This is a genomic window from Aeromonas sp. Prich7-2, assembly GCF_017939255.1.
Taxonomy (GTDB): Bacteria; Pseudomonadota; Gammaproteobacteria; order Enterobacterales; family Aeromonadaceae; genus Aeromonas; species Aeromonas caviae.
On the sequence record NZ_JAGKRI010000147.1, the window covers coordinates 21802 to 47835 of the forward strand.

17 protein-coding genes and 1 tRNA gene are annotated in these 26034 nt (G+C 62.2%); 9 read left to right on the forward strand and 9 right to left on the reverse strand.

All coding sequences use genetic code 11. The features are described from left to right. Nucleotides 1-29: 29 nt before the first annotated feature. The 3 genes from J9892_RS18650 to J9892_RS18660 form a co-directional block, all read right to left on the reverse strand. Nucleotides 30-1208 (reverse strand): dicarboxylate/amino acid:cation symporter, encoded by a 1179-nt coding sequence (locus J9892_RS18650; RefSeq protein WP_210538684.1) that lies wholly within the window; start codon nucleotides 1206-1208, stop codon nucleotides 30-32. Between the two features lie 246 nt (nucleotides 1209-1454). Next, the gene (locus J9892_RS18655) at nucleotides 1455-2024 is read right to left on the reverse strand and encodes a class I SAM-dependent methyltransferase (protein WP_326938022.1); all 570 of its coding nucleotides are present in this window, start codon (nucleotides 2022-2024) and stop codon (nucleotides 1455-1457) included. 89 nt (nucleotides 2025-2113) lie between these two features. Continuing rightward, the gene (locus tag J9892_RS18660) at nucleotides 2114-2755 is read right to left on the reverse strand and encodes a TetR family transcriptional regulator (RefSeq protein ID WP_210538686.1); all 642 of its coding nucleotides are present in this window, start codon (nucleotides 2753-2755) and stop codon (nucleotides 2114-2116) included. A gap of 159 nt (nucleotides 2756-2914) precedes the next feature. Here J9892_RS18660 and J9892_RS18665 point away from each other — a divergent pair, with 159 nt between their 5' ends. From J9892_RS18665 to J9892_RS18680, 4 genes are all read left to right on the forward strand, one after another. Continuing rightward, nucleotides 2915-4096 carry an efflux RND transporter periplasmic adaptor subunit gene (locus J9892_RS18665; protein ID WP_210538687.1) on the forward strand — a complete coding sequence of 394 codons (1182 nt, stop codon included), beginning with the start codon at nucleotides 2915-2917 and terminating at the stop codon, nucleotides 4094-4096. Nucleotides 4097-4113: 17 nt separating this feature from the next. Next, nucleotides 4114-7263 (forward strand): efflux RND transporter permease subunit, encoded by a 3150-nt coding sequence (locus J9892_RS18670; protein ID WP_010673711.1) that lies wholly within the window; start codon nucleotides 4114-4116, stop codon nucleotides 7261-7263. Then, nucleotides 7256-8671: an efflux transporter outer membrane subunit gene (locus J9892_RS18675; RefSeq protein WP_043155092.1), complete on the forward strand. Its 1416-nt coding sequence runs from the start codon at nucleotides 7256-7258 to the stop codon at nucleotides 8669-8671. The genes J9892_RS18670 and J9892_RS18675 overlap by 8 nt, the downstream gene beginning before the upstream one ends. 330 nt (nucleotides 8672-9001) lie before the next feature. Next, nucleotides 9002-9997 carry a sulfate ABC transporter substrate-binding protein gene (locus J9892_RS18680; protein ID WP_210538688.1) on the forward strand — a complete coding sequence of 332 codons (996 nt, stop codon included), beginning with the start codon at nucleotides 9002-9004 and terminating at the stop codon, nucleotides 9995-9997. Between the two features lie 241 nt (nucleotides 9998-10238). Here the strand turns inward: J9892_RS18680 and J9892_RS18685 are convergent. Together J9892_RS18685 and J9892_RS18690 are read right to left on the reverse strand one after the other, a co-directional pair. Beyond that, nucleotides 10239-10314, reverse strand: a tRNA-Thr gene (locus tag J9892_RS18685). An 87-nt stretch (nucleotides 10315-10401) separates the two neighbouring features. Beyond that, nucleotides 10402-11142, reverse strand: a complete 741-nt coding sequence (locus J9892_RS18690) for a phosphatase (protein WP_128296966.1) — start codon at nucleotides 11140-11142, stop codon at nucleotides 10402-10404. Nucleotides 11143-11610: 468 nt separating this feature from the next. On the opposite strand from J9892_RS18690, the gene J9892_RS18695 reads away from it, so the two are divergent. The 4 genes from J9892_RS18695 (at nucleotide 11611) to J9892_RS18710 (ending at nucleotide 18919) form a co-directional block, all read left to right on the forward strand. Next, the gene (locus tag J9892_RS18695; protein ID WP_005324182.1) at nucleotides 11611-12264 is read left to right on the forward strand and encodes a TetR/AcrR family transcriptional regulator; all 654 of its coding nucleotides are present in this window, start codon (nucleotides 11611-11613) and stop codon (nucleotides 12262-12264) included. A gap of 47 nt (nucleotides 12265-12311) precedes the next feature. Further along, nucleotides 12312-14636 (forward strand): acyl-CoA dehydrogenase, encoded by a 2325-nt coding sequence (locus J9892_RS18700; protein WP_041213197.1) that lies wholly within the window; start codon nucleotides 12312-12314, stop codon nucleotides 14634-14636. Between the two features lie 161 nt (nucleotides 14637-14797). Next, the gene (locus tag J9892_RS18705; RefSeq protein WP_210538689.1) at nucleotides 14798-17860 is read left to right on the forward strand and encodes an efflux RND transporter permease subunit; all 3063 of its coding nucleotides are present in this window, start codon (nucleotides 14798-14800) and stop codon (nucleotides 17858-17860) included. Nucleotides 17861-17875: 15 nt separating this feature from the next. Beyond that, nucleotides 17876-18919 carry an efflux RND transporter periplasmic adaptor subunit gene (locus tag J9892_RS18710; protein WP_210538690.1) on the forward strand — a complete coding sequence of 348 codons (1044 nt, stop codon included), beginning with the start codon at nucleotides 17876-17878 and terminating at the stop codon, nucleotides 18917-18919. A 66-nt stretch (nucleotides 18920-18985) separates the two neighbouring features. Here the strand turns inward: J9892_RS18710 and pyk are convergent, their stop codons facing one another. Both pyk and J9892_RS18720 read right to left on the reverse strand, forming a co-directional pair. Continuing rightward, nucleotides 18986-20425, reverse strand: coding sequence for a pyruvate kinase (pyk, locus tag J9892_RS18715; protein WP_202007565.1), 1440 nt, complete (start codon nucleotides 20423-20425; stop codon nucleotides 18986-18988). Nucleotides 20426-20585: 160 nt separating this feature from the next. Beyond that, a complete protein-coding gene (locus J9892_RS18720) occupies nucleotides 20586-21440 on the reverse strand; it encodes a MurR/RpiR family transcriptional regulator (protein ID WP_029314760.1) in 855 nt (284 codons plus the stop codon). A gap of 348 nt (nucleotides 21441-21788) precedes the next feature. On the opposite strand from J9892_RS18720, the gene glk reads away from it, so the two are divergent. Next, nucleotides 21789-22757 (forward strand): glucokinase, encoded by a 969-nt coding sequence (gene glk / locus J9892_RS18725; protein ID WP_210538691.1) that lies wholly within the window; start codon nucleotides 21789-21791, stop codon nucleotides 22755-22757. 346 nt (nucleotides 22758-23103) lie between these two features. Here the strand turns inward: glk and J9892_RS18730 are convergent, their stop codons facing one another. Continuing rightward, nucleotides 23104-24486, reverse strand: coding sequence for an ATP-binding protein (locus J9892_RS18730; RefSeq protein WP_210538692.1), 1383 nt, complete (start codon nucleotides 24484-24486; stop codon nucleotides 23104-23106). Beyond that, nucleotides 24486-25160 carry a response regulator gene (locus J9892_RS18735; protein ID WP_171273528.1) on the reverse strand — a complete coding sequence of 225 codons (675 nt, stop codon included), beginning with the start codon at nucleotides 25158-25160 and terminating at the stop codon, nucleotides 24486-24488. The genes J9892_RS18730 and J9892_RS18735 overlap by 1 nt, the downstream gene beginning before the upstream one ends. Nucleotides 25161-26034: the final 874 nt, after the last annotated feature.

Sequence of the window (26034 nt, forward strand, 5' to 3'; positions counted from 1 at the left end):
CTCCCGTTTTTATTGGCGCGACAACGCGGTCAGGCCGCCTCGCGATCAAGGGCGGGCACGGCACCGTCCCGCTGGGCGAAGCGGTCTGCCCAGAGGGCGATGACGCCGTCACCGGTGACGTTGCAGGCGGTACCGAAGCTGTCCTGGGCCAGGTAGAGGGCGATCATCAGGGCGATGGAGGCCTCACCGAAGCCCAGCATGGAGGTGAGCAGACCCAGAGCCGACATGACACCGCCACCCGGGGCGCCCGGAGCGGCGATCATGATGACACCCAGCATCATGATGAAGGGCACCATGGTGCCATAACCCGGGATGGCCAGGTGTTCGGAGAGGAACATGACGGCGGTGGCACAGGTGACCAGGGTGATGGTGGAGCCGCACAGGTGGATGGTGGCGCACAGGGGGACGGTGAAGTTGGCGATGCCGTCGCTCACGCCATTGTTCTTGCTGGCCTGCAGGGCCACCGGGATGGTGGCGGCGCTGGACATGGTGCCAAGGGCGGTGAAGTAGGCGGGCAGCATGTTCTTGATGAGCATGACGGGGGAGCGCCCCTGGGCGAGGCCGGTGCCGACGAACAGCACGCAGAGCCAGATCCAGTGCATCAGGATGGCCATCACCAGCACCACGCCGAAGGTTTTCAGGGTGGCGAAGACGGTGCCTTCCACCGTCATCTCGACGAAGACGCCGGCGATGTAGAAGGGGAGCAGGGGAATGATCACCTTCGCCAGCAGGCGGTCGATGATGTCACGGCCCTGATCGGCGACCCGGCGCAGGTCGGTAGCCTGGGTGGCGCTGATGCCGATGCCGAACACGAAGGCGGCGGCCAGCGCCGACATCACCCCGAACAGCGGCGGGATCTCGAGGTTGATGTAGGAGGCGAGCTTGGTGGCCGCCTCGGCGGTGGGCTCGGCGGCCGTGGTCAGGTGCGGGATCAGGTGGCTCGCCACGGTGAAGGCGAACAGACCCGCCAGTATGGTGGAGCAGTAGGAGAGCCCCACCGTCTTGCCGAGCAGCTTGCCGGAATTCTTCGGCAGGCTGGCGATGCCGCTCATGATGAAGAACAGGATGATGAGCGGGATGGTGAAGGTGATGAGCTGGCCTATTACCGTCTTGGCGGTGAACAGCACGCGGGCGACCCATTCGGGGGCATAGAGACCGAGCAGGAGGCCGGCGAGGATGCCGGCGATCAGATTCAGAACGAGTTTCATGGGCAAATCCAGGTGTTGGTGTCTGTTTTGTTATTAAATAATGATTTTAATACCGCTTTTTAACACAAACACCGCATCTTGTCTGCCTTATGCTGGTTAATATAGAGTTAAATTTTTTTAATGGGGCGTTCCGCCACTCTTTGTTTCTATGATTATCAGGACTGGATGGGCGCTGACAGTGTCTCTGTACCGGGCAACCCGGGCGGACTGTCAGCGCGCGTTTCGCCTCCCATCGGCGCCGGGGCGTCAGCGCCGGATGAGCAGGACGTGCAGCCAGCGGCCGTTCACCTCGTCCTCACTGCGCCAGTGGCGGTGCAGTGCGAAGGGCAGGGGGGTGATGAGACGCTGCAGCCCGGGCTCGTCGAGCCGGGTCTGGAGCGGATACTCCCCCGAGCGCGGCAAGGGCTCTCCATCCCCGTGGGGGAAGGAGCAGTAGAGGGGGCCGCCGGCCTTGAGCAGGGTGGCCAGATGCCCGAGCACCGGGGCTATCTCTAGCTCGGGCAGGCAGGGGAGGGAGCCGCCGGCCCAGATGCCGTCATAGGGGACGACACTTCGCATCTGCTCGAAGCGGCAGACGCGCACCGGTTGGCCGCACAGGCGCGAGGCGGCGGCGGCCTGCTCCCGGCTCGCATCGAAGGCGGTCACGACCAGGTCCTGCTCCCGGAAGAGGTGCAGATCCTCCCCTGCGCCGCAGCCCGCCTCCAGCAGGTGGCGGCCAGTACCGAGCAGGGCGAGGAAGGGGGCATGGGCGCCGGCCAGGAGGGCCGGGCGAGGGGCGGCGTCGCCAGCCGGGGCGGGAGTGTGTGGCAAAGACATCGGGCTCATCTCGGTGGGGGGCGGCTACTCTAGCAAATTCGCCCCCGGCTGTTGAGCGTTGGCGAGGGCTTTCCCGCCATCGCCTTCATTCACGGATGCTGGCGAAGGGCGGGGGAGGCGCTGGCGAGCAGGCCAAAGAGGGTGTCGAGCAGGAAGTCCGCCTCCCGGGCGAGGTCGATGCGCTCTGGGAAGTGCAGCCAGTTGATGATGTAGCCGTCCAGGGTGCAGTGCAGCAGGGTGGTGGCGCGGCGCAGATCCAGCCCCTCTGGCAGCTGGCCCTGGCGTACCGCATTGGCCAGGGTGACCTCCAGATCCTGGAAGAAGTCGATGGAGCGCTGACGCATGTGTTCCCGCAGGGCCGCGGCCTCCCCTTCCATCGGCTCCAGGTTGAAGATGATGGTGAACATCTGCTGGTGGGCGGGCTCGGTGCTGATCTTGAGCATCACCTCCTTGAGGAAGACCCGCAGCTTGCCGAGGGGATCCGGCTCCGCCTCGTCGACGCAGGCGTCGAGCTGGTGGGAGAGGGGGGCGCACAGCGCCTCCCACAGGGTGACGAACAGCTCTTCTTTATTCTTGAAGTGCCAGTAGATGGCCCCTCGGGTGAGATCCACGGCCTTGGCGATGTCGGTCAGGCTGGTCTTCGCCAACCCTTGCTGGCAGAAGAGATCCAGCGCCGTGCTCATGATGCGGCAGCGGGTCTGCTGTGCCTCTTCTTTGGTACGTCTGGCCATTGGCTCCGATCCTGTCTAAATAGTGATAAAAGTTTCTTACATACATACATTCATGAATGTATGTATATTGCCTCATCTTCGCAGTTTTACCAACAGGGGCCTTATAAACCCTGTGGTTTTTGTCACTTTTTTTGATTGAAACAGAGGCTCAGAGATTTCATGCATAAACATATTCTCGCACGTTCGGTCGGCCTTGCCTTGCTGGCAAGTGGCCTGCTGGCTGGTTGTGGTGACAAGGGAGAGGCCCAGCAGGCCATGGGGGAGATGCCTCCCGCCGCCGTGGACGTGGTCACCCTCCATACGGCCCCCCTGCAACTGTTGTCCGAGCTCACCGGCCGCACCGCCCCCCTGCGGGTGGCCGAGGTGCGTCCCCAGGTGAACGGCATCATCCTCAAGCGCCTGTTCACCGAGGGGAGCGACGTCAAGGCCGGTCAACTGCTCTATCAGATTGATCCCGCCGTCTATCAGGCCGAAGTGGCTTCCGCCAAGGCCAACCTCGCCAAGGCCGAGGCCAACGAGCGCAGCGCCCGCCTCAAGGCCCAGCGCTACGCCGAGCTGGTGAAGGTGAAAGCCATCAGCAGCCAGGAGTATGACGACGCCGACGCGGCCTGGAAACAGCAGCTGGCCGAGATCGGGGCCGCCAAGGCCGCATTGCAGACCGCCAACATCAACCTGGCCTACACCCGCATCACGGCCCCCATCAGCGGCCGCATCGGCAAGTCGGCAGTGACCGAGGGTGCCCTGGTGACCGCCCAGCAGGCGGACAGCCTCACCTCCATCTCCCAGCTCGATCCCATGTACGTGGACGTGCGCCAGTCCACCGCCGACCTGCTGCGCCTCAAGCGCCTGGTGGCCGAGGGCAAGCTGACCCAGGGGGAGAAGGACGGGGCCGGTGTTAGCTTCCAGCTGGAAGATGGCAGCCAGTATGGCGAGAAAGGAGCCCTCCAGTTCTCCGACGTGACCGTGGACGAGGCGACCGGCATGGTGACCCTGCGGGTGATCGTGCCCAACCCGGATCAACTGCTGCTGCCCGGCATGTTCATGCGCGCCACCTTGCAGGAGGGCGAGCGCCCGCAAGGCCTGCTGGTGCCCCAGACTGCCGTGACCCGTACCCCCAAGGGCGGTGCCACCGTCATGGTGGTGACGGCGGACAACAAGGTGGAGCTGCGTGAAGTGCAGGTCGGCCGCATGTCCGGCGACAGCTGGGTGGTCGAGTCCGGTCTCAAGGCTGGCGAGAAGGTGATCGTCGCCGGTCTGCAGAAAGTCAAACCCGGGGTCGTGGTGGCGCCCACTGAACGTGCCGGTAACAGCGCACAACAGACCCCGGCAACCAAGCAGTAGGATGGAGTAGTCGCCTCATGGCACGTTTTTTCATAGATAGACCCATTTTCGCCTGGGTGATCGCCTTGGTGATCATGCTGGCTGGGGCCATGGCCATCATCGGCCTGCCGGTGGCCCAGTACCCGACCATCGCCCCGCCGGCGGTTGGCATCTCCGCCAGCTACCCGGGGGCCTCCGCCAAGACGGTGGAAGACTCGGTGACCCAGATCATCGAGCAGAACATGACCGGGCTGGATCACCTGCTCTACATGTCGGCGCAATCCGACTCGTCAGGGAACGTCAGCGTGACCCTCACCTTCAAGCCGGGCACGGATCCCGACATCGCCCAGGTGCAGGTGCAAAACAAGCTGCAACAGGCCATGTCGCTCCTGCCCCAAGAGGTGCAGCAACAGGGCGTGCGGGTACAGAAGACCTCCAGCAGCTTCCTGATGGTGGCCGCCTTCATCTCCACCGATGGCGCCATGACCAACGATGACCTGGCGGACTATGTGGTAGCCAACATCAAGGAGCCCCTGAGCCGTCTGGACGGGGTCGGTGACATCACCTTGTTCGGCAGCCAGTACTCCATGCGCGTCTGGCTCGATCCCCACAAGCTCAACCGGGTGCAGATGACCCCGGCCGACATTCAGGCCGCCATCAAGGCCCAGAACGCCCAGGTTGCCTTCGGCAAGCTGGGGGGGACCCCTGCGGTGAGCGATCAGCAATTTACCGCCACCATCATGGGCCAGACCCGGCTCTCCACCGTGGAGGAGTTCAACAACATCCTGCTGCGGGTGAACCAGGACGGCTCCAAGGTCCAGCTCAAGGACGTGGCCCGGGTCGAGCTTGCCGGTGAAAACTACGACGCGACCGCGCTCTACAACGGCCAGGCCACCGCCGCCGTCGCCATCAAGCTGGCGACCGGTGCCAACGCCCTGGACACCGCCGAGCACGTGCGGACCAAGCTGGGTGAACTCTCCGAGTACTTCCCGGCCAACATGGAGATCGTCTATCCCTACGACACCACGCCGTTCGTGAAGATCTCCATCGAGGAGGTGGTGCAGACCCTGATCGAGGCGATCTTCCTGGTGTTCTGCGTCATGTATCTGTTCTTGCAGAACTTCCGGGCGACCCTGATTCCGACCATCGCGGTGCCCGTGGTCCTGCTCGGCACCTTCGGGGTGATGGCGGCCTTCGGCTTCTCCATCAACACCCTGACCATGTTCGGTCTGGTGCTCGCCATCGGCCTCTTGGTGGATGACGCCATCGTGGTGGTGGAGAACGTGGAGCGTCTGATGAGCGAGGAGGATCTCTCCCCCCTCGAGGCGACCCGCAAGTCCATGACCCAGATCACCGGCGCCCTGGTGGGCATCGCCCTGGTGCTGTCGGCGGTGTTCGTGCCCATGGCCTTCTTCGGTGGCTCTACCGGTGCCATCTATCGCCAGTTCTCCCTCACCATCGTCTCGGCCATGGTGCTCTCGGTGCTGGTGGCCCTGATCCTGACCCCGGCCCTGTGTGCCACCCTGCTCAAACCCATGAAGCACGGTGAATTCGGCGCCCAGCGCGGCTTCTTCGGCTGGTTCAACCGCTTCTTCGACACCAACGCCAACCGTTACCAGAACGGCGTGCGCAAGGTGATCAAGCAGGGCACCCGCTACGGCATCATCTATCTGGCCATGCTGGCGGTGCTGGCGGTGCTCTTCATGCGCATGCCCACCTCCTTCCTGCCGGAAGAGGATCAGGGGGTCATCATGTCCATGGTGCAGCTCCCGGTGGGGGCGACCAAGGAGCGGACCGAGGTGGTGCTCGGGGAGATGCGCGACTACTTCCTCGAGAACGAGAAGGAGAACGTGGACTCCGTGCTGACGGTGGCGGGCTTCAGCTTCGCCGGTAGCGGTCAGAACAGTGGCATGGCCTTCATCAAGCTCAAGGACTGGAGCGAGCGCAAGGGAGAAGAGCGCAGCGCCAATGCCATCATCGGCCGCGCCATGGGGTTCCTGTTCAGCATCAAGGAAGCCCAGGTCTTCGCCTTCAACCTGCCCCCCATTCCGGAACTCGGCACGGCCACCGGCTTCGACTTCTTCCTGCAGGACCGCGGCGGTCTGGGTCACGAGAAGCTGATGCAGGCGCGCAACCAGTTGCTCGGCATGGCGTCGCAGGATCCCAACCTGGTGCGGGTACGCCCGAACGGGATGGAAGACACGCCCCAGCTCGACATCAAGATCGATTACGAGAAGGCGCTGGCCCAGGGGCTCTCCATCACCGACATCAACAACACCCTGTCGGCGGCCTGGGGCTCCTCCTATGTGAACGACTTCGTCGACAGAGGCCGGGTCAAGAAGGTCTATCTGCAGGCGGATGCCCCTTTCCGGATGAACCCGGAAGATCTGAAGCTGTGGTACGTGCGCAACAGCGCGGGCCAGATGGTGCCCTTCTCCGCCTTTGCCAGCACGGAGTGGAGCTTCGGCTCGCCCCGTCTTGAGCGCTACAACGGTGTCTCCGCCATGGAGATCGTCGGTGAGGCGGCCCCGGGCAAGAGTACGGGTGATGCCATGGCGGCCATCGAGGAGATGGTGAAGCAGTTGCCGGAAGGGATCGGCATCGAGTGGACCGGCCTCTCCTTCCAGGAACGTCAGGCAGGCTCCCAGGCGCCGGCCCTGTACGCCATCTCGCTCCTGGTGGTCTTCCTCTGTCTGGCGGCCCTCTACGAGAGCTGGAGCATTCCGTTCTCGGTCATGCTGGTGGTGCCGCTCGGGGTGCTGGGGGCCATTTTGGCCGCGACACTGCGCGGGCTTGAGAATGACGTCTACTTCCAGGTGGGCCTGCTCACCACGATCGGGCTGTCGGCCAAGAACGCCATCCTCATCGTCGAGTTCGCCAAGGAGCTGCACGACAAGGGGATGAGGCTCGGGGATGCGGTGGTGGAGGCCTCGCGTCAGCGCCTGCGCCCCATCCTGATGACCTCGCTCGCCTTCATCCTGGGGGTACTGCCCCTGGTGATCAGCACCGGGGCGGGCGCCAGCAGCCGAAACGCCATCGGGACCGGCGTGATGGGGGGGATGATCAGTGCCACCGTGCTCGCCATCTTCTTCGTGCCGCTGTTCTTTGTGCTGGTGATGCGCTATTTCACCGAACGCAAGCATGCCGGGGAAGAGAGTGTCCACACCAAGGAGATCAACCATGACTAAGACCCTGATCGCCCTGGGTGTGACCCTGATGATGGGGGGCTGCTCCATGGCCCCCGACTACCAGCGCCCCGAGCTGCCCCAAGGCGCCTCCTGGCAAGCTGACCTGGCCGCCAAGGGGGAACTTGCCCCCTGGCGCCAGCAGTTCCAGGACCCGGCCCTGCAGACGCTGATCGGCACCGCCCTTGAGAGCAACCGGGATCTGCGCCTGGCAGCCCTCAACGTCGAGGCCTACGAGGCGAAATACCGCATCCAGCGGGCGGCCCAGTTGCCGACCCTGGCCGCCAGTGGCAGCGGCACCCGCCAGCAGGGATCCGACGATCTCAGTAGTACGGGGCAGGGCACCATCAGCAGCCAGTACGGCGCCAACATCGGCATCACCGCCTATGAGCTGGATCTGTTTGGCCGGATCCAGAGCCTGAAAGATCAGGCCCTTGAGACCTATCTGGCGCAAATCGAGACCCAGCGCAGCACCCAGATTGCGCTGGTGGCCTCGGTGGCCAATGCCTACTTCACCCTGCTGGCGGATCAGGAGTTGCTGGCCCTGAGCCAGGCGACCCTCGCCACCGAGCAGGAGAGCTATGCCCTGACCGAGCACAAATACCGCCTGGGCGCCGCCTCCGAGATGGAGCTGGCCCAGGGGCGCACGGCACTGGAAAACGCCAAGGTCAGCCAGGCGCAATACCAGCGTCTGGTGAAGCAGGACAGAAACGGTCTGGCCCTGCTGCTTGGCACCGATATCCCGGTGCTGGCGGCACAACCGGCTACCCTGGCCGAGGTGAAACTGGCGCCGATCCCGGTGGGGGCTCCCTCCAGCCTGTTGCAGCAACGCCCGGACATCCTGGCGGCGGAGCACAACCTGAAGGCGGCCAACGCCAATATCGGAGCGGCCCGTGCAGCCTTCTTCCCGACCATCTCGCTCACCGCGACGGCGGGCACCGCCAGCAACCAGCTGAGCGGTCTGTTTGACGGCGGCACCGGCACCTGGACCTTCATGCCCCAGATCAATCTGCCCATCTTCGATGGCGGCAAGCGCGTTGCGGATCTGGACGTGGCCGAGGTGGGGACCAGGCAGGCGGTGGCGAGCTACGAGAAGAGCATCCAGACAGCCTTCAAGGAGGTCGCGGACACCCTCGGTGCCCAGGCGGACTACGCGCAGCAGTTGCAGGCGCAACAGGCGCTGGTGGATGCCAACCAGACCTACTTCAGGCTGGCGGAGGTGCGTTACGAGCAAGGGGTGGACAGCTACCTGACCCGCCTCGATGCCCAGCGCTCCCTGTTCAGCGCCAAGCAGGGGCTCATCAGCACCCGGCTCGCCCAGCTGAGTAACCAGGTCGCCCTCTACAAGGCCGTCGGTGGCGGCTGGCAGGCGCCGAAGGACGCAGAGCCGGCATCAGACAAACAGGGTTGACCCCTCGGGGTTGACGTAAAAAGCATCAGGGGCGAACCACTAGGTTCGCCCCGTTTTTTTATCTGTCATGTCGAGAAGCCAAATCGAGGCAGGTGACAACGGCGCTCCCTGCCCGTGGCAGGGCGCGAGCAGGAGGAGCCCCACGCTCATGGGCGCCGTCCTCGGCAGCCATCATGGCCCGCCTGGAGGTGACCACCTCATCGCCGTCATCCGTTGCGCCGGACCCAGGAGATGCCATTTATCGCATAAGCTGAGCAGTAATTATTCTTTCAAAGAATAAATGGTCGGCTCTTATAGTCAGTCACTCGCCCCTCATTCCAAGGATGTGAAATGAAACGACTCGTGCCCGCCACCCTGCTTGTTGCAGGACTGGCTCTCGCCCCGCTGGCCCAGGCGGCCACCCTGCTCAACGCCTCCTATGACGTGATGCGCGATTTTTACAAGGAGTACAACGGAGCCTTCCTGAAGCACTGGCAGGCCGAAGGCGGGGAGCCACTGCAGATCAACATGTCCCACGGCGGATCGAGCAAGCAGGCGCGCGCCGTCATCGACGGCCTGCCCGCCGATGTCATCACCATGAACATGGCCACCGACATCAACGCCCTCGCCGAGCATGGGGGCCTGGTGCCCAAGGGGTGGGCGGATCGCCTGCCGGATCACAGCGCCCCCTTCACCTCGGCCACCGTGTTCATCGTGCGAAAGGGCAACCCCAAGGGGTTGAAGGATTGGCCTGATCTGCTCAAGGAGGGGGTACAGGTCATCGTGCCCAACCCCAAGACCTCGGGGAACGGCCGCTACACCTACCTGTCTGCCTGGGGCTATGTGCTGGAGCAGGGGGGAGATGAAGAGGCGGCCAGGGCATTTGTCGGCAAGTTGTTCAAGCAGGTTCCCGTGCTCGACACCGGCGGCCGCGCCGCCACCACCACCTTCATCCAGAACCGCATAGGGGACGTGCTGGTCACGTTCGAAAACGAAGCCGAAATGATTGCCCGGGAGTTTGGTCGTGGCAGCTTCGAGGTGGTCTATCCGAGCGTCACCGCCGTGGCCGAGCTGCCGGTGTCAGTGGTGGACAAGGTGGTCGACAAGCAGGGTACCCGCAAGGAGGCCGAAGCCTATCTGGCCTATCTCTGGTCCGACGAAGGCCAACGCATTGCTGCCAGCAACTATCTACGCCCGCGCAACCCGGCGATCCTCGCCGAGTTTGCAGACCGTTTCCCGAACGCCACCTTCCTCGACGTGGTGAAGACCTTCGGCGAGTGGCCTGTGATCCAGCGCACTCACTTCAAGGAGGGCGGGGTGTTCGACCAGGTCTATGCCCAGCGCTGAGGGGCCTCTGGATAACGATGCTCACCCAGGTGCAGCCGGGGCGTGGCTGCCTGGCTGCCCTCTCTGATGGTGGGGCCAGGTTGGTGCGTCAGGCTCTGAAAGATGAACAGGACCGTCGCGGATGGTGGTGTCCTGGAAGGGGAGGGTGTTCTGGCGCAGTCACACCGGCGTCTTGGCCCGAGACCCGGGACAAAAAGCACAAAGGGGTAGCCTCGTAATGAAGCTAACTTTTTGTTTTATTTGGTGCCGGTAATAGGAGTCGAACCTACGACCTTCGCATTACGAATGCGCTGCTCTACCAACTGAGCTATACCGGCGGTTTGATGTTCAGAGTCGTGAAAAAAGCCGGACAAGTCAATTGAGCCAACTCGATTTTATGAGTTGGCTCATGATGTTAAGGCATATCAGAGGTCAATGAACTCCGGGATGTGAGCACGGCCGCGGCTCTCGAGAAAATCGAGCAGTGCGCGGGGGGAGCGGGCCAGGATCCGCTCATGTGGGAAGTTGGCTTCGGTGACCAGCCGATGGCAGTGATCAAAGTCGCCGAGGCTGAATGCCACGTGGGAGTCGGAGCCGAAAGTGAGGCAGGCACCCAGATCTCGCGCCGCCTCGACGATGGCGCGGCAGTTGCTTTCGCTGCCTGCACGGGAGTGACTGAATGAGGAGTTGTTGACCTCCAGCGCCACTCGATACTCTGCCGCTGCCTTGACCACCGCCTGGATATCGATGGGGAAGGCGGGGTTGCCGGGGTGGCTTATCATGTCGACCCGACCACTTCGAATGGCGTTGATCATGGCCTGGGTGTGGGTCGCCTGATCGCAGGGGGGGAACACCGGTTCGTGAAAGCCCGCCATGATCATGTCGAGCCGCGATTCGTAGCGCTCGGGGAAGTCTATTTCACCGTCGATGTTCTTGATGTTGGCTTCTATGCCGCGCAGGATGCCGACCCCGTCCACGACTCTGGGCAACACGTGCAGATTGACGAAATGCCAGTAATGCGGGGCATCTGCCATGTCCGGGCCATGGTCCGTGGTGGCAAACAGCTTGATCCCCTTGGCTTTGGCGATGGGCAGGTAATCGTGAATGGTGCTGTAGGCGTGGGTGCTGGCGACGGTGTGCGTGTGGGTATCGACCGTATACTTCATCTTCTCTCCCCTCTGGCATGAGGCGACAGCATAGCAAGATTGGCGAAGCCGGGCCATGTGGCTGGTTGCCATACTTTGTCACAATTTTGGTCTGTGCTGACAAAGTCTGATGACGTTTCACTGCGAGGATGGCGACATCGATGCAAGCCTGAACACCCATCGATGGGTCGACACTGGATGGTCAGACCCGTTTTCCCCGCCGTCGCCCCTGCGACGGTTTTTTTTGGTTCTCTGTCGGCGCATCGGGTGACGGCAGGCCAAAAAAATGCCCAACTAGCATGGCGCAGGTTGGGCGAGACTTAATGTTTAATTGCAGTGGCATAGATATAGAGTGCCGTCTCGCCGCGAAGTTCCCGCCATCTTCCCTCTTTTTTGATTAAAAACATTTAGCCAACACTTGTTCACATTCTCTTGACATGAGTGGGCGTGAAACGTACTTTTTAAACATTCGTTTAAGTGAGGTGTCCAGTGAGTAAAATCGATACCAAGAACCGTATTCTCGACGCCGCCGAGGTGCTGTTTGCCGAGCGGGGGTTCGCCGATACCTCGTTGCGTCTGATCACCAGCGAGGCCGATGTGAACCTGGCTTCGGTCAATTATCACTTCGGCTCCAAGAAGGAGCTTATCCAGGCGGTGCTCGACCGTTATCTGAGCCTCTTCATGCCGGCACTGGACGGGCGGTTGCAGACGTTGATGGCGCAGGATCAGCTGACCCTGTTGCAGGTGTTCGAGAGCTTTGTCGAACCTCTGATGAAACTGTCGGCCGTCAGGGCGAATGGCCCGGCGCTCTTCATGCAGTTGCTGGGGCGCGGCTATATCGACAGTCAGGGCCACCTGCGCCGCTTTATTACCACCCATTATGGGGCGACCCTGCACGGGATCACCCAGGCCATCTCCAAGGCCAATCCGGATTTGTCGCCAGCGGATCTCTTCTGGCGCCTGCACTTCACCCTGGGCACCGTCGTCTTCACCATGGCCTCTGCGGATGCCCTGCGTGACATCGCCCAGGCCGATTTTGGCCAGCAGCTCGATGTGGAAGGGCTGGTGCGCAACGTCATTCCTTATCTGGCGTCCGGTGTCGGGGCGCCCGTGGAGTCGACCAGGCTCTCCCTGGCCGTGTAACACCTAACAATAATCAACGGAAACAGTGAAATAGAAGGAACTTCGGTATGATCACATTGCTTGTCCTGCTGGTGCTGGCGATAGCCGTGGTGCTCGGTGTCCCCGCCATCCGTAAAAAGGTGGTGACCCGCCCCGTGTTCGGCATCTTCAAGAAGATACTGCCGCCCCTGTCGGCCACCGAGCGGGAGGCCATGGAGGCCGGCTCCGTCTGGTGGGACGGGGAGCTGTTTCGCGGTAACCCGGACTGGAAGAAACTGCACGGCTACGGCAAGGCCGAGCTGAGTGCAGAAGAGCAGGCCTTTATCGACAACCAGGTCGAAACCCTGCTCGCCATGGTGGACGACTTCAAGATCGTCAACGAGACCAAGGACCTGCCGGAGCCGGTGTGGGACTATCTGAAGAAAGAAGGCTTCTTCTCCCTGATCATCCCGAAATCCTACGGCGGCCGCGAGTTCTCGGCGATTGCCAACTCCACCATCGTCACCCGTATCGCCACCAAGAGCCTGAGCGTCGCGGTCACCGTCATGGTGCCCAACTCTCTCGGCCCGGGCGAGCTGCTGATGCATTACGGCACCCAGGCCCAGAAAGATTTCTGGCTGCCGGGGCTGGCCAACGGCAAGGAGGTGCCCTGCTTCGCCCTGACCGGGCCGGAAGCGGGCTCCGATGCGGGCGCCATCCCGGACAAGGGGATCGTCTGCAAGGGGATGCACAAGGGTGAAGAGGTGCTGGGCATTCGCCTGAACTGGAACAAGCGCTACATCACCCTGGCGCCGCGTGCCACCGTGCTGGGGCTGGCGTTCAAGCTCTATGACCCGGAAAAACTGCTGGGTGACAAGGAAGAGATCGGCATCACCTGTGCGCTGATCCCGACCAGTCACCCTGGCGTGCGCGTCGGCGATCGCCACTACCCCATGGGGCTGGCGTTCCTGAACGGCCCGACCTTCGGCAAGGATGTGTTCATTCCGCTCGACTGGATCATCGGTGGCCCGGATTACGCCGGCCGTGGCTGGCGCATGCTGGTGGAGTGCCTCTCCGCCGGTCGCGGCATCTCGCTGCCTGCCCTTGGCACCGCCTGTGGTCACATGGCGAGCCGCACCGTGGGCGCCTACTCCTACGTGCGCAAGCAGTTCGGCATGTCCATCGGCAAGTTTGAAGGGGTACAGGAAGCGCTGGCCCGCATTGGCGGCCTCACCTATCAGCTCGAAGGCGCTCGTCGCATGACCGCAGGTTCCCTGGATTTGGGTCAGGCACCGGCCATCGTCACCGCGATTTCCAAGTACCACATGACCGAGATGGCCCGCCAGGTGATGGATGACTCCATGGACATCCACGCCGGTCGCGCCATCCAGCTGGGCCCGAAAAACTACACCGGCTACGCCTACATGGGCATTCCGGTGGCCATCACGGTGGAAGGGGCCAACATCCTGACCCGCAACCTGATGATCTTCGGGCAAGGGGCCACCCGCTGCCATCCGTATGTGTTTGCCGAGCTGGAAGCGGCGGCCGACACCGATGTGGAGCGCGGTCTCGAGAAGTTTGACGCCCTGCTGATGAAGCACATCGCCTTCGGTACCGGCAACTTCTTCGGTGCCCTGTTCCAGGGGCTGACCCTGGGTCAGTTCAACAGTGCCCCGGTGGCCGGCGAAACCGCCCGCTACTACAAGCAACTCTCCCGCATGAGCAAGGGGCTGGCCCTGTGCGCCGACGTCTCCATGCTGATGCTGGGTGGCGATCTCAAGCGCAAGGAGATGATCTCCGCCCGTCTGGGTGATGTGCTGAGCCACCTCTACCTGGCCTCCGCCACCCTCAAGCATTACGAGGATCAGGGCCGCATGGTCTCTGACCTGCCGTTCGTGCAGTATGCGGTGGAGCGCAACCTCTACCTGATTGGCAAGGCGTTCGAGGGCTTCTTCCAGAACTTCCCGAACAAGGTGGTGGGTGCCGTACTCAAGCGGGTGGTGTTCCCGTTCGGCGTTGGTTACAAGATGCCGGCGGACGATCGCTGCCATGCCATCTGTCTGGCCATGATGACGCCGGGCGAGTTCCGGGATCGTCTGACCGCGCTCTGTTATGTGGGCAAGGACGAGGCGGATCCGGTGGGGCTGATGGAGCGTGCCTTCCAGGCCATGGTCTCGGTGCAGCCCATCGAGAAGAAGCTGGTGCAGGCCCAGAAAGAGGGCAGACTGCCCCGCAAGCTGGCGCTGCCTGAGCTGGTGGCTGCGGCCCTGTCCCAGTCCATCCTCGGCAAGGAGGAGGCGGACAAGCTGCTGGCCGCCGATGCCCTGCGCTACGAGGCTATCCAGGTGGACAACTTCGCTCCTGGCGAGCTGGAAGGATTGTCTCAACCGAACCCGGTCGAGCATGCAGCCTGACCCCGAGCATAAACCGACAACCGGCCCTAGTGGCCGGTTTTTTGTTGTTTAACCAGGCATTTACAAGGTCGATTAATTCCAGTTTAATGCAATGGCCCCCACCCTTGGGGCAGGAAGCAAGGCCATCGGAATGGCCGATAACAACAACTCAGGAAGAGTGAATGAACCTCGCCAAAACGGCGATCGAACGCCCCATCTGGGTGGCGGTCTCGGTCGTGCTGATTTTTTTGCTGGGCCTGCTCAGCATCCGTGGACTGCCCGTCCAGCTGTTTCCCGACATAGACCGTCCTCACCTCAACATCACGGTGGACTGGCGTTCGGCCTCGCCCCAGGAGATGGAGTCGGAGATAACCGATCCCATCGAGCAGGAGATGCAGGGGGTACAGGGGCTCAAGAGCCTCAGCAGCAACAGCTACCCCGGCTTCACCGAAATCGACATGGAGTTTGCCCTCGGCACCGACATGCAGCGGGCCCAGCTTGACGTCATCTCCCGCCTGAACCGGGTCTCGGGGCTGCCGGACAACATCGGTGGTCCTTACGTCAACAACTACAGCAGCAACGACACCCTGACCTTCTTCTTCATCCAGCAGCTGCCCGGCGCCAAGGGGGAGATAGACGATCACCAGGCGCTGATCGAGGCGCGGGTCAAGCCCGAGCTGGAGCGGATCCCCGGGGTGTCCACGGTCGACATCGAGGGGATCAACGAGCGCCAGATCCAGATCCGCTTCGACCCTTACCGCGCCGCTGAGCTGGGGGTGGAGATCCCGGTGCTCGCCAGCCGGGCAACGACGGGCTGGGATGTGTCGGCCGGCACCCTCGACATCGGACGCTGGGAGTACAAGCTGCGCTTTGCCGGTCGCTATGACGTGGCGGCCCTGGGGGACAAGGTGGTGGACTGGCGTGACGGCCTGCCCATCTATCTGCGGGACGTGGCCGAGATCAGAGTGGCCCGGGAGGAGAACCCGGTGCTGCGCATCCAGAACGGCAACACCGCCATCGCGGCGCAGATCTTCAAGGAGAGCGGCGCCAATGCCCTGGCGGCGCTCGAGGGGATCAAGGCCAAGGTCGGTGAGCTCAACCGGGAGGTGCTGGAGCCGGTCGGCCTGCACATGGAGCAGTCGTTTGACGCTTCCCTCTACATCAACCGGGCGGTGAGCATGGTGACCGCCAACCTGGGGCTCGGGGTGCTGCTCTCTTGCGCCATCCTCTGGGTCTTTCTGCGCCAGCTCAAGGCGACCCTGATGATCGCGATCGCCATTCCTATCAGCATCATGCTCACCTTCTGCCTGCTCAAGGTGATGGGGCGGACCCTCAATATCATCTCCCTGGCGGGCATTGCGTTTGCGGTCGGCATGGTGCTCGACGCCGCCATCGTGGTGCTGGAGAGCATCTACCGGCGCCATGAGCGGGGTGACATCAGCAAGGGAGAGGCAGCGCTGGAGGGTACCCGCCGGGTGTGGACCGCTCTGGTGGCGTCCACCCTGACCACGGTCGCCATCTTCCTGCCGGTGCTCCTGCTCAACGATGTGGAAGGGCAGTTGTTTGCCGATCTTGCGCTCACCATCGCCTGCGCGGTGACCGTCTCCATGGTGGTGGCGGTCACGGTGTTGCCTGCGGTGGCGGCGCGCTGGATGGGGCACGAGCGGCTGATTGATCCCTTTGAGCGCCTGTGGTGCCGCGCCACCCGCCATGTGATCCGCTGGACTGCCACCGCCCCCAGGCGCTGGGCCATCATCGTCCTGATGATGACGGGGCCTGTGCTGGCGAGCTGGTTGATGTTGCCCAAGATGAACTACCTGCCGGATGTGAAGCGGGACGCCATCGATGTCTGGATGAGTTTCACCCCGGGGGTCAATCTCAAGGCCCAGCGGGAAGAGGTGATCGATACCCTGATTGCCCGCCTCGACCCCTATATGAAAGGGGAGAAGGATCCTGTCCTCAAGAACTACTACATCCTGCGCTACCCGGGCGGTGCCCAGATCGGGGTGCGGCCAAAGGAGGATAACCAGATCAAGGTGCTGGAGCAGCTCTTGATGAAGCAATTGCTGGTGGGCATTCCCGACACCCGGGTGTTTGGCGGTCAGGGGTCCCTGTTTGGCGGTTTTGACAGTGAAAACAGCATCTCCCTGCTGATCCAGGGGGGTGGGCTGCCCGAACTCTATCAGGCGGCCCGGGAGAGCATGACCATAGTGCAGCGGGACTTGCCCGGCGCCCAGGTCAGGCCAGAACCCGGGCTCGATTTCACCGCTCCCGAGCTTCGGCTGGTGCCCCAGGACAGGCGCCTGGCCGAGGTGGGCTGGGATCGCTCCCCCATGCCCGCCATCATCCAGACCTTTGGCGATGGTCTGCGGGTCGGCGAATATTTCGACGGGGATGAGCGGCTCGACATCCTGCTGATTGGGCAGGCCTCCGCCAACCCGGACGAGCTCAAGGCGGTGCCGCTTGCTACCCCGTCCGGGCGCATCGTTCCCCTTGGGGAACTGCTGCGGGTGGAGCCGCAACTCGGGCCTGAGAGCATCTTCCGATCCGATGGGCGGCGCAGCATCAGTCTGCAGATTTCGCCCCCGGCGGGGATGAGCATGGAGCAGGTGCTCGACACCCTGCAGCACAAGAGCTTTGCCGCCATCCGGCCGTTGCTGCCGGCCGGGGGGGAGCTGCGGGTCGCCGGCAATGCCGACAGCCTGCAGCAGGCGCTCGGCAACCTCGGCAGCATCTTCCTGTTCGCCGTGATGATACTGCTCATTCTGCTGTGGGGGGTCTTCGCCTCCCTCAAGGATGCCGTGCTGGTGCTGCTCACCTTGCCGCTCGCCACCGTAGGCGGCGTGCTGGCGCTGCACCTGAGCGGTCTGGTGGCGCCGCTGCCGATGGACTTGCTCACCATCATCGGCTTCGTCATCCTGCTCGGGTTGGTGGTCAACAACGCCATTCTGCTGGTGCACCAGACCAGGATGGCCGAGCGGGAGGGGATGAGCCGACAGTCGGCAGTCACCGATGCTCTGCAAAGCCGGATGCGTCCCATCGCCATGACCAGCCTCACCAGCATCTTCGGCATGCTGCCCCTGATGCTGAGTCCGAGCGAGGGGAGCGAAATCTACCGGGGGCTGGCCACCGTCATCGTCGGCGGCATGAGTTGCAGCACCCTCTTCACCCTGATCCTGTTGCCCGCCTTCCTGCGGTTGGGGGAGCAGACCGACATACCGCACGCCCTTCGGCAGCGTGCCTGAGCAAGGAGCTCATCGATGACACAAGGTTTCACAAGGATGGTGGTGGGGGCCCTGCTGCTGGCTGGCGGGCTGCCTGCGCTTGCACAAAGCAAGATGGTGACGCTGGCGGAGGTGGCCCAGGGAGAGGCGGGGGCCAGCATCTGGGTCAGCGGCACGGTGGCGAGCCGCCAGCAGGCGGCGCTCAGCGCCGAAGTGAGCGGTCGGGTGGAGTGGATAGCCGAGTTTGGCAGCCGGGTGAAGGCGGGGGACGAGTTGCTGCGCCTGGACAGCGCTACCTTACGCCTCTCGCTGGAGCAGGCGAGAGCGGAACAAGCCAGAGAGGGGAGCAACCTGCGTTACGCTCGCGCCGAGTTCCAGCGCCTGGATCGTTTGCACCAGCAAAAGAGTGCCTCCCAGAGCCAGTATGACAAGGCGCGCTATGACGTGGAGCAGGCTGAGCTGGCCGATCAGTTGGCGCGGGTGCAGGTGCGCCAGATTGAGGAGCAGCTGCGCAGAAGCCGCATCTTTGCCCCGTTTGACGGGGTGGTGAATGAACACTTCATCCAGCCGGGGGAGCATGTGGATGCGGGCGAACAGGCGCTTGAACTGGTCAATCCGGATCAGCCGGATATCCGGTTGCGTGCGCCTATTGCCTGGGCCCGGCAACTGGCCACCCAGACCCGGTTGCGGGTGGAAGGGGAGCAGCTCAGCAGCCACGCCATCTATTACCAGCGGGCGGCGAGCGCCGATCCCAAGTCCCGGCTCATCGAGCTGCGCCTCAAGCCGGAAGCGGGTACCTTCATCATCGGCTCGCCAGTGCGGGTGGCGCTGCCGATGGGAGAGCAGCACACCATGCTGCTGCCACGGGATGCCCTGGTGCTCGGCACCGAGGGAAGCGTGGTCTATCAGGTGGAGCAGCGCGGCGAGGCGCTCACGGTGAACCGGGTGCCGGTCACCGTGCTCTTTGGGGACAGCCGGGAAGTGGCGGTGAGCGGCGCTCTCAGGCAGGGAGACAAGGTGGTGGTGCGCGGCGCCGGCAGCCTGCAGGATGGAGACAAGGTGGAGCTGTTTCGCAGTTGAACCTGGGCAGATCCCATAAAAAACGGCTCCCGTGGGAGCCGTTTTTGTTGCAGGGAGGAGGGGCGATTACTCGACCATCATCACCTTGCAGGTGTTGGTGCTGCCGACGGTCTCCATCTTGTCGCCGTGGGTGAGCAATACCATGTCGCCGCTTTGCAGCAGTCCCTTGGCCTTGAGCACGTCCAGCGCGTCGCGGCACACCTCGTAGACCGGCTTGGTCTCGTCGCCATCAAACAGCACGGGGGTGACGCCGCGGTAGAGGTTGGCCCAGGCCAGGGTCTTGTTGTGAGGAGACATGGCGAAGATGGGCAGGCCGGAGCTGATGCGGGACATCAGCAGCGGGGTGGTGCCCGACTCGGTCAGCGCCACGATCGCCTTGACCCCTTCCAGGTGGTTGGCCGCATACATGGTGGACATGGCCACCGCCTCTTCCACCGAGGTGAAGGTGTAGCTCATGCGGTGGTTGGAGACGTTCAGGCTCGGGTGCTTCTCGGCGCCCACGCAGACGCTGGCCATGGAGGTGACTGTCTCGATGGGGAACTGGCCGGCGGCAGTCTCGGCGGAAAGCATCACCGCATCGGTGCCGTCCAGCACGGCGTTGGCCACGTCCATCACTTCGGCGCGGGTCGGCAGCGGTGCGTTGATCATGGACTCCATCATCTGGGTCGCGGTGATGACCACGCGATTCAGGCGGCGGGAGTGGCGAATGAGCTTCTTCTGCACACCCACCAGTTCGGGGTCGCCGATTTCGACGCCGAGATCGCCACGGGCCACCATGACGGCGTCGGAGCCGAGGATGATGTCCTCCATCGCCTCGTCGCTGGCGACGGTCTCGGCGCGTTCGACCTTGGCCACTATCTTGGCGTTGGAGCCGGCTTCGCGGGCCAGCTCGCGGGCGTAGCGCAGGTCATCGCCGCTGCGGGGGAAGGAGACCGCCAGGTAGTCCACGTTCATGCGGGCGGCGGTCTTGATGTCTTCCTTGTCCTTCTCGGTCAAGGCCGGGGCGGAGAGGCCGCCACCTTTCTTGTTGATGCCCTTGTTGTTGGAGAGAGGGCCGGCCACGGTGACCGTGGTGTGGATGCGGGTGCCTTCCACCTGTTCCACTTTCAACTGTACCCGGCCATCGTCCAGCAGCAGGATATCGCCTGGCACGACGTCGTTTGGCAGGCTCTTGTAGTCGATGCCGACCTGCTCCTGGCAGCCTTCTCCCTTGCCGAGGGCGGCGTCGAGGATGAACTTGTCACCGATGGCGAGGTAGATCTTGCCATCCTTGAAGGTGGAGACGCGGATCTTGGGACCTTGCAGGTCTCCCATGATGGCCACGTGGCGGCCGAGCTTGGCGGCGATTTCACGCACCTGGTTGGCGCGCTGGATATGGTCTTCAGGAGTGCCGTGAGAGAAGTTCATCCGCACCATGTCGGCACCGGCGCGAATGATCCCCTCGAGAATGCCGTCGCGATCGGTCGCCGGACCGAGTGTGGTTACAATCTTTGTACGTCTTGGCATGAAAGACTCCAATGTGAAGTTGATATGACTTGAAATACTGCCCCGTCAAGCATGTGGCATGGCGCCGGCTTGCAGGCCATCTGGGTGGCCTTGTTTGATTGAATTTCGATACTACACCAAGCCCGGTGGCTTAGACAGTCGGGGGCGAACCCCCGAATGATCAGGAGGAGTGCGGGGTATCAAAGCGGGATTCGCGCAAACCTTCTTTGACTTTTTTCAGGTTTTCGCGAAATTTCATGCCACGGCGCAGGGTGAAGCCGGTGGCCAGCACATCCACCAGGGCGAGCTGGGCGATGCGCGACGCCATGGGCATGTAGACGTCGGTGTCTTCCGGCACGTCCATGGAGAGTACCAGGTTGCACTCGCGGGCCAGGGGGGAGTCCTTGGCGGTCATGCCGATCACGGTGGCATCGTTTTCACGGGCCAGGGCGGCAATTTCCACCAGCGCCTTGGTGCGGCCGGTGTGGGAGATGAGCACCACCACGTCCCCTTCGCTGCTGTTGATGCAGCTCATGCGCATCATGACGATGTCGTCGAAGCTCACCACGGGGATGTTGAAGCGGAAGAACTTGTTCTGGGCATCCCGGGCGACGGCGGAGGAGGCGCCCAGACCAAAGAAACTGATCTTCTTGGACTGGGTCAGGATGTCGACGCAGCGGTTGATGGCGGAGATGTCCAGGCTGTTCTTGGCGGCATCGAGACAGGCCATGGTGGACTCGAAGATCTTGGCGGTGTAGGTGTCGGGCCCGTCTTCCGCTTCCACGTGGCGGTTCACATAGGGGGTGCCGTTGGCCAGGCTCTGGGCGAGGTGCAGCTTGAAGTCGGGAAAGCCCTTGGTATCGAGGCGACGGCAGAAACGGTTGACGGTCGGTTCGCTCACATCGGCCAGCTTGGCCAGGGTAGCAATGCTGGAGTGAATGGCGGTTTGGGGTGAGGCCAGGATCACTTCAGCCACCTTACGCTCTGATTTACTGAAACTTTCCAGATTGTTCGTAATTTTATCGAGGGTATTCATCATTACCACCAGGCATTTTTGTAATTTAACTTCAGTGTCTGTGCACTAAATTCACAGCTCAAGCAGGTTTCCAATCTCCGCGATGACTATACAAGACAAGCGCTTATCGGAACTAATCTCGGCCCTGCAAAGTATGACTCATGTCTAATTATTTCGTGTTTTTAGTTACAAACTTCCATTCCGCCCTTGAAAACGCTTACAAATGTTGCAAAGCAACAACACTGTGAGCGGGCGCACAGTTGCATTCATAAAACGCGCCGCCGGGAAGCGGGCTCGAGTAGTATTGCAGCCAAATAACAAGGTCGGGACGGTCAGTGTCGTCCCGAGTCGGTAACGAAGGAGTTTGTTATGCAGCATACCCATGCGCTGGTGGGCGACGTAGGCGGTACCAATGCCCGGCTGGCCCTCTGCGAGCTGGCGACCGGCGCCATTTCCCAGGCAAAGACCTATTCAGGGCTGGCCCACCCCAGCCTGGAGGCCGTGGTGCGCCTCTATCTGGAAGAACATGGTGCCAAGGTGGGCGAGGCCTGCATCGCCATCGCCTGTCCCATCAATGGTGACTGGGTCGCCATGACCAACCACAGCTGGGAGTTTTCCATCAGCGAGATGCAGGCCAATCTGGGCCTGGATCGCCTGCAGGTGATCAACGACTTCACTGCCGTCTCCATGGCGGTGCCCGTGCTGACAGAGGCTGATCGCATCCAGCTGGGCGGCGCGGCCCCGGTGGCGGGCAAGCCCATCGCCATCTATGGCGCAGGGACCGGCCTCGGGGTCGCCCACCTGGTGCAGGCCGGTGAACAGTGGCTCAGTCTGCCGGGTGAGGGCGGGCACGTGGACTTCGCCGCGAACACGGAAGAGGAGGATGCGGTGCTGCAGGTGATGCGCGGCGAGCTGGGCCATGTGTCGGCCGAGCGCTTCCTCTCCGGCCCGGGTCTGGTGAACCTGTACCGCGGGCTGGTGAAGTCCGACGGCCGGGAGCCCGAGGCGTTCGAACCCAAGGACATCACGGAGCGGGCGCTGGCGGGGGAATGCCTGGATTGTCGCCGTACCCTGAGCCTCTTCTGCGTGCTGATGGGGCGTTTTGCCGGCAACCTGGCCCTCAACATGGGCACCTTCGGCGGCGTCTACATCGCCGGCGGCATAGTACCGCGCTTCCAGGAGTTCTTTATCGCCTCCGGTTTCCGGGTGGCGTTCGAGGACAAGGGGCGCTTCAAGTCCTACCTCAAGGACATCCCCGTGTTCCTCATCACCCACGAAGGTCCGGGCCTGCTCGGTGCGGGCGCCTATCTGCGCCAGTCCCTCGGGATCCGTCTCTGACAGGCTAGGGAAACGATTTCATCGCGGTTCAGCCCTGATTCAGTGGCCCTGGCGTAGAGTAGGCTCACGTACTCAAGAGGACAGGGTTTCACAGGGAATTGGAAGCTGTCTTCATCCGCTGGGTGCGAATTGTCACCTGACAAGCCTGAACTGTTTCACCGGCCCTCGCGGCCGGTTTTTTTATGCCTACCGTTTCTGCGCGAGCATGGGGCTGAGGGGAGCGGCAGACCAGCTTCTGATGGGAGTGCAAGCTCGTCAGCCTCGCTGCCATGTGCTTTGCTTTGTCGAAGCATAAGGAGTGAGGCGTGTGACAGGGCAAGCACCGGGATGGCAATGCCCTGCACTGTCAGGGGAGGGTGATGTGGAATCTCGCGCCGCCGAGCGGGGAGTCATCCACCCGGATCTCGCCGCCGTAGCTGTGCACGATTTCGGTCACCACGGCGAGGCCAATCCCCTGGCCGGGGGAGCTGTCAGCCCGCACGCCGCGCTGGAAGATCTGCTGCGATTTGCCGGGGGCGATGCCGGGGCCGTCGTCTTCCACCACGATGAGCAGACCGCTCTCCCGGTGGCGGACATGAACCCGGATCTCGCTGATGGCAAACTTGCAGGCGTTGTCCAGCAGGTTGCCCATCAGCTCCATCAGATCGCCCTGCTCGCCGTGGAAGAAGACATCGTCGTCAAACTGGAAGCTGGTCTGCAGCTTCTTGTGGCGATAGACCTTGGCGAGACTGGCCAGCAGCTTCTCGATGAGGGGAACCGGTTCGGTGCCCTTGCTTGCGAGGCGCTTTCGCCCGGTGACGGCGCGGCGCAACTGGTACTGGATGATCTGATCCATGGTGGTGATCTGTTCATTGATGTTGTCATGGATGTCGTGGCCGAGCTTGAGCTCCTGGGCGGTGATCTGGATGAGCGCCAGCCGGGTTTTCAGGCTGTGGGCGAGATCGTTGAGGGCGTGCTGGTAGCGCTGGGTCTGCTGGCGTTCGTTCTCCAGCAACTGGTTGACCGAGCTTGTCAGGGGGGTCAGTTCGCGCTCGTAGTCGTTTGACAGCGCCTCTCGCGTACCGGCACGGATCTCGTCAATCTGGCGCGCCATGGTGCGCAGGGAAGAGAGACTCCAGAAGCTGGTGAGCAGCAGCAGGGCGCCGAGCAGGCTGTAGGCGAGCAAGGCCTGGCGAATGCACCGGTAGAGATAGTCCCGGGTCTGGGCCTGGTAGCGCTTGGCGGAATCGACCATCACCACGTAGTAGGTCGTGGGGCCGGCGCCATGATTGCGCAGGAAACGCAGGCTGTAGATGAAGTAGCTCTCGCCGTTTTTGATGGTATGCAGCTTGAAGAAATAGTCCTGATCCAGTCCCCCCAGGTATCTCATCAGATCCCGGCAGATGGTCTCCTTGATAGAGACCACCTCCGGCATGTGCAGGCTGGACCAGCTCAGCTCTCCATCGGAGCGGCAGATGAGGGTGTCGAGATTGGGGTCGATGGCATCCGGGGTCAGGCCGCCGAGATCCGTGATGGCGTGGGGCTCCGGCTGCTTGGAGGAGAACAGCTTGGAGAGGTTCTCCTGCATGCGGATGCTGGCCTTCTGGGCCTGCTCCTCGGCGTGGCCGAGGTAGAGGATATAGACGGAGAAGGCCATGATGAGCGCGATGACCAGCATGGCGCTCAGCATCAGCTTGAGGTGCAGTGAGCGACGGATCAGTGTCATGGGGTGCAGCATGGCAAGGGGCATCAACTGCAGGAGAGGTTGAAGATGTAACCCTGGCGCCGGATGGTGGAAATGGGCTGGATGAGCCCCTCCGGATCCAGTTTCTTGCGCAGTCGGCTCACCATCACCTCGATGGTGTTGGGATCCCCTTCGCCATCTCCGTAGAGCTGGTCCAGCAGTTGCTGCTTGGAGACCACCTGGCGGGCGTTGCGCATCAGGTACTCCAGGATCAGATACTCGAAGCTGGTTAGCACGGTGACTTCGCCGGCGATGGTCAGCTCCTTGCGGGAGAGATCCAGCTCGTAGTCACCCGCCTTCACCCTGGGGGAGATGAAACCGGCGCTGCGGCGCACCAGGGCATTGAGGCGGGCAAGCAGCTCGTCCTTCTGGAAGGGCTTGACCAGGTAGTCATCGGCACCGGCTTCCAGCCCTTCCACCTTGTCCTGCCAGTTGCCCCGTGCGGTCAACACTATGATGGGGAAGGGGATCTGCTGCTCGCGCAGGCGGCTGATGAGCTGTAGGCCGTCCATGTCCGGCAGGCCGAGATCGATGATGGCCACGTCGATGGGGTAGTCGGTCGCATAGTGCAGCGCCACCTGGGCGTTGTCCGTGCTGTGAACCTGATTCTGGGCCTCGGTCAGCAGCGTGGTGAGGTGGTGATTGAGCAGCTTGTCGTCTTCGACCAAAAGGATTTTCATAAGATGCATGATGATAAGGGTCCAGGCTGTCAATTAGAGGGTGTCTAAAGGGGAGAGTCAACGAGGATCCTACATAACCCCCCTGTATCGGGACTGAATCGAGCCTGTCTTTGTTTCCGGCCCTTATTTTTGCAGCGGTAACCATGCCGCCTGAGCTTCCCTGTGATCAATACCATCAAATCAGACGAGGAATGTTGGGTTCCATTGGTGACAACTTGCGACTGTTCTGATCGCATTGATGGGGATGGAGATGCGTTGTTCTGTCGAATCATTGCGCGTCATCACGACTGGTAGAAGTCATTCCGGTTGTCAGGTTGCAGCAGGCATGCTGTTGTCACCTGAACGGATTCAGTTTTATCGTTTGGCTCGGATGATTGGGACAGCTCCGAGCGTGGTGCAGAGAGGAATGTTTAGCGTGAAAGGCCGGAAGGCTGAATGGGAGGTTTTTTTGAATCCCTACCCTACGAGAGGTTTTCTGCGGTTATGACTATTCATCCCAGCACCAAACAAGATAGAATCTGGTCCAAAATCGGGTTTAGGGCTCTCTGTTGCCCAAGATATGAACAATGCTGCCGCCAGGAATCCCTGGCCAAGCAATGGATGCAGCTCCATTGTGAGACATCAACCAAAACAAAAAGCTGGAGGATATGATGACCAACAGCGCGCACAATCAGGTTAAAAGCAGCGTGTTGGGAGCTGTAACTCAGGGGCGGTAGCGTGATCATTTATCCATCTCAATCTTGCGTTGGTTCATAGTCGTTAATCCTCTTGCCTTGAGGACCTTTCTTCGTGCTTCGTGCAGACAGACAGACAGACAGACAGACAGACAGACAGACAGACAGACAGACAGACAGACAGACAGACAGACAGACAG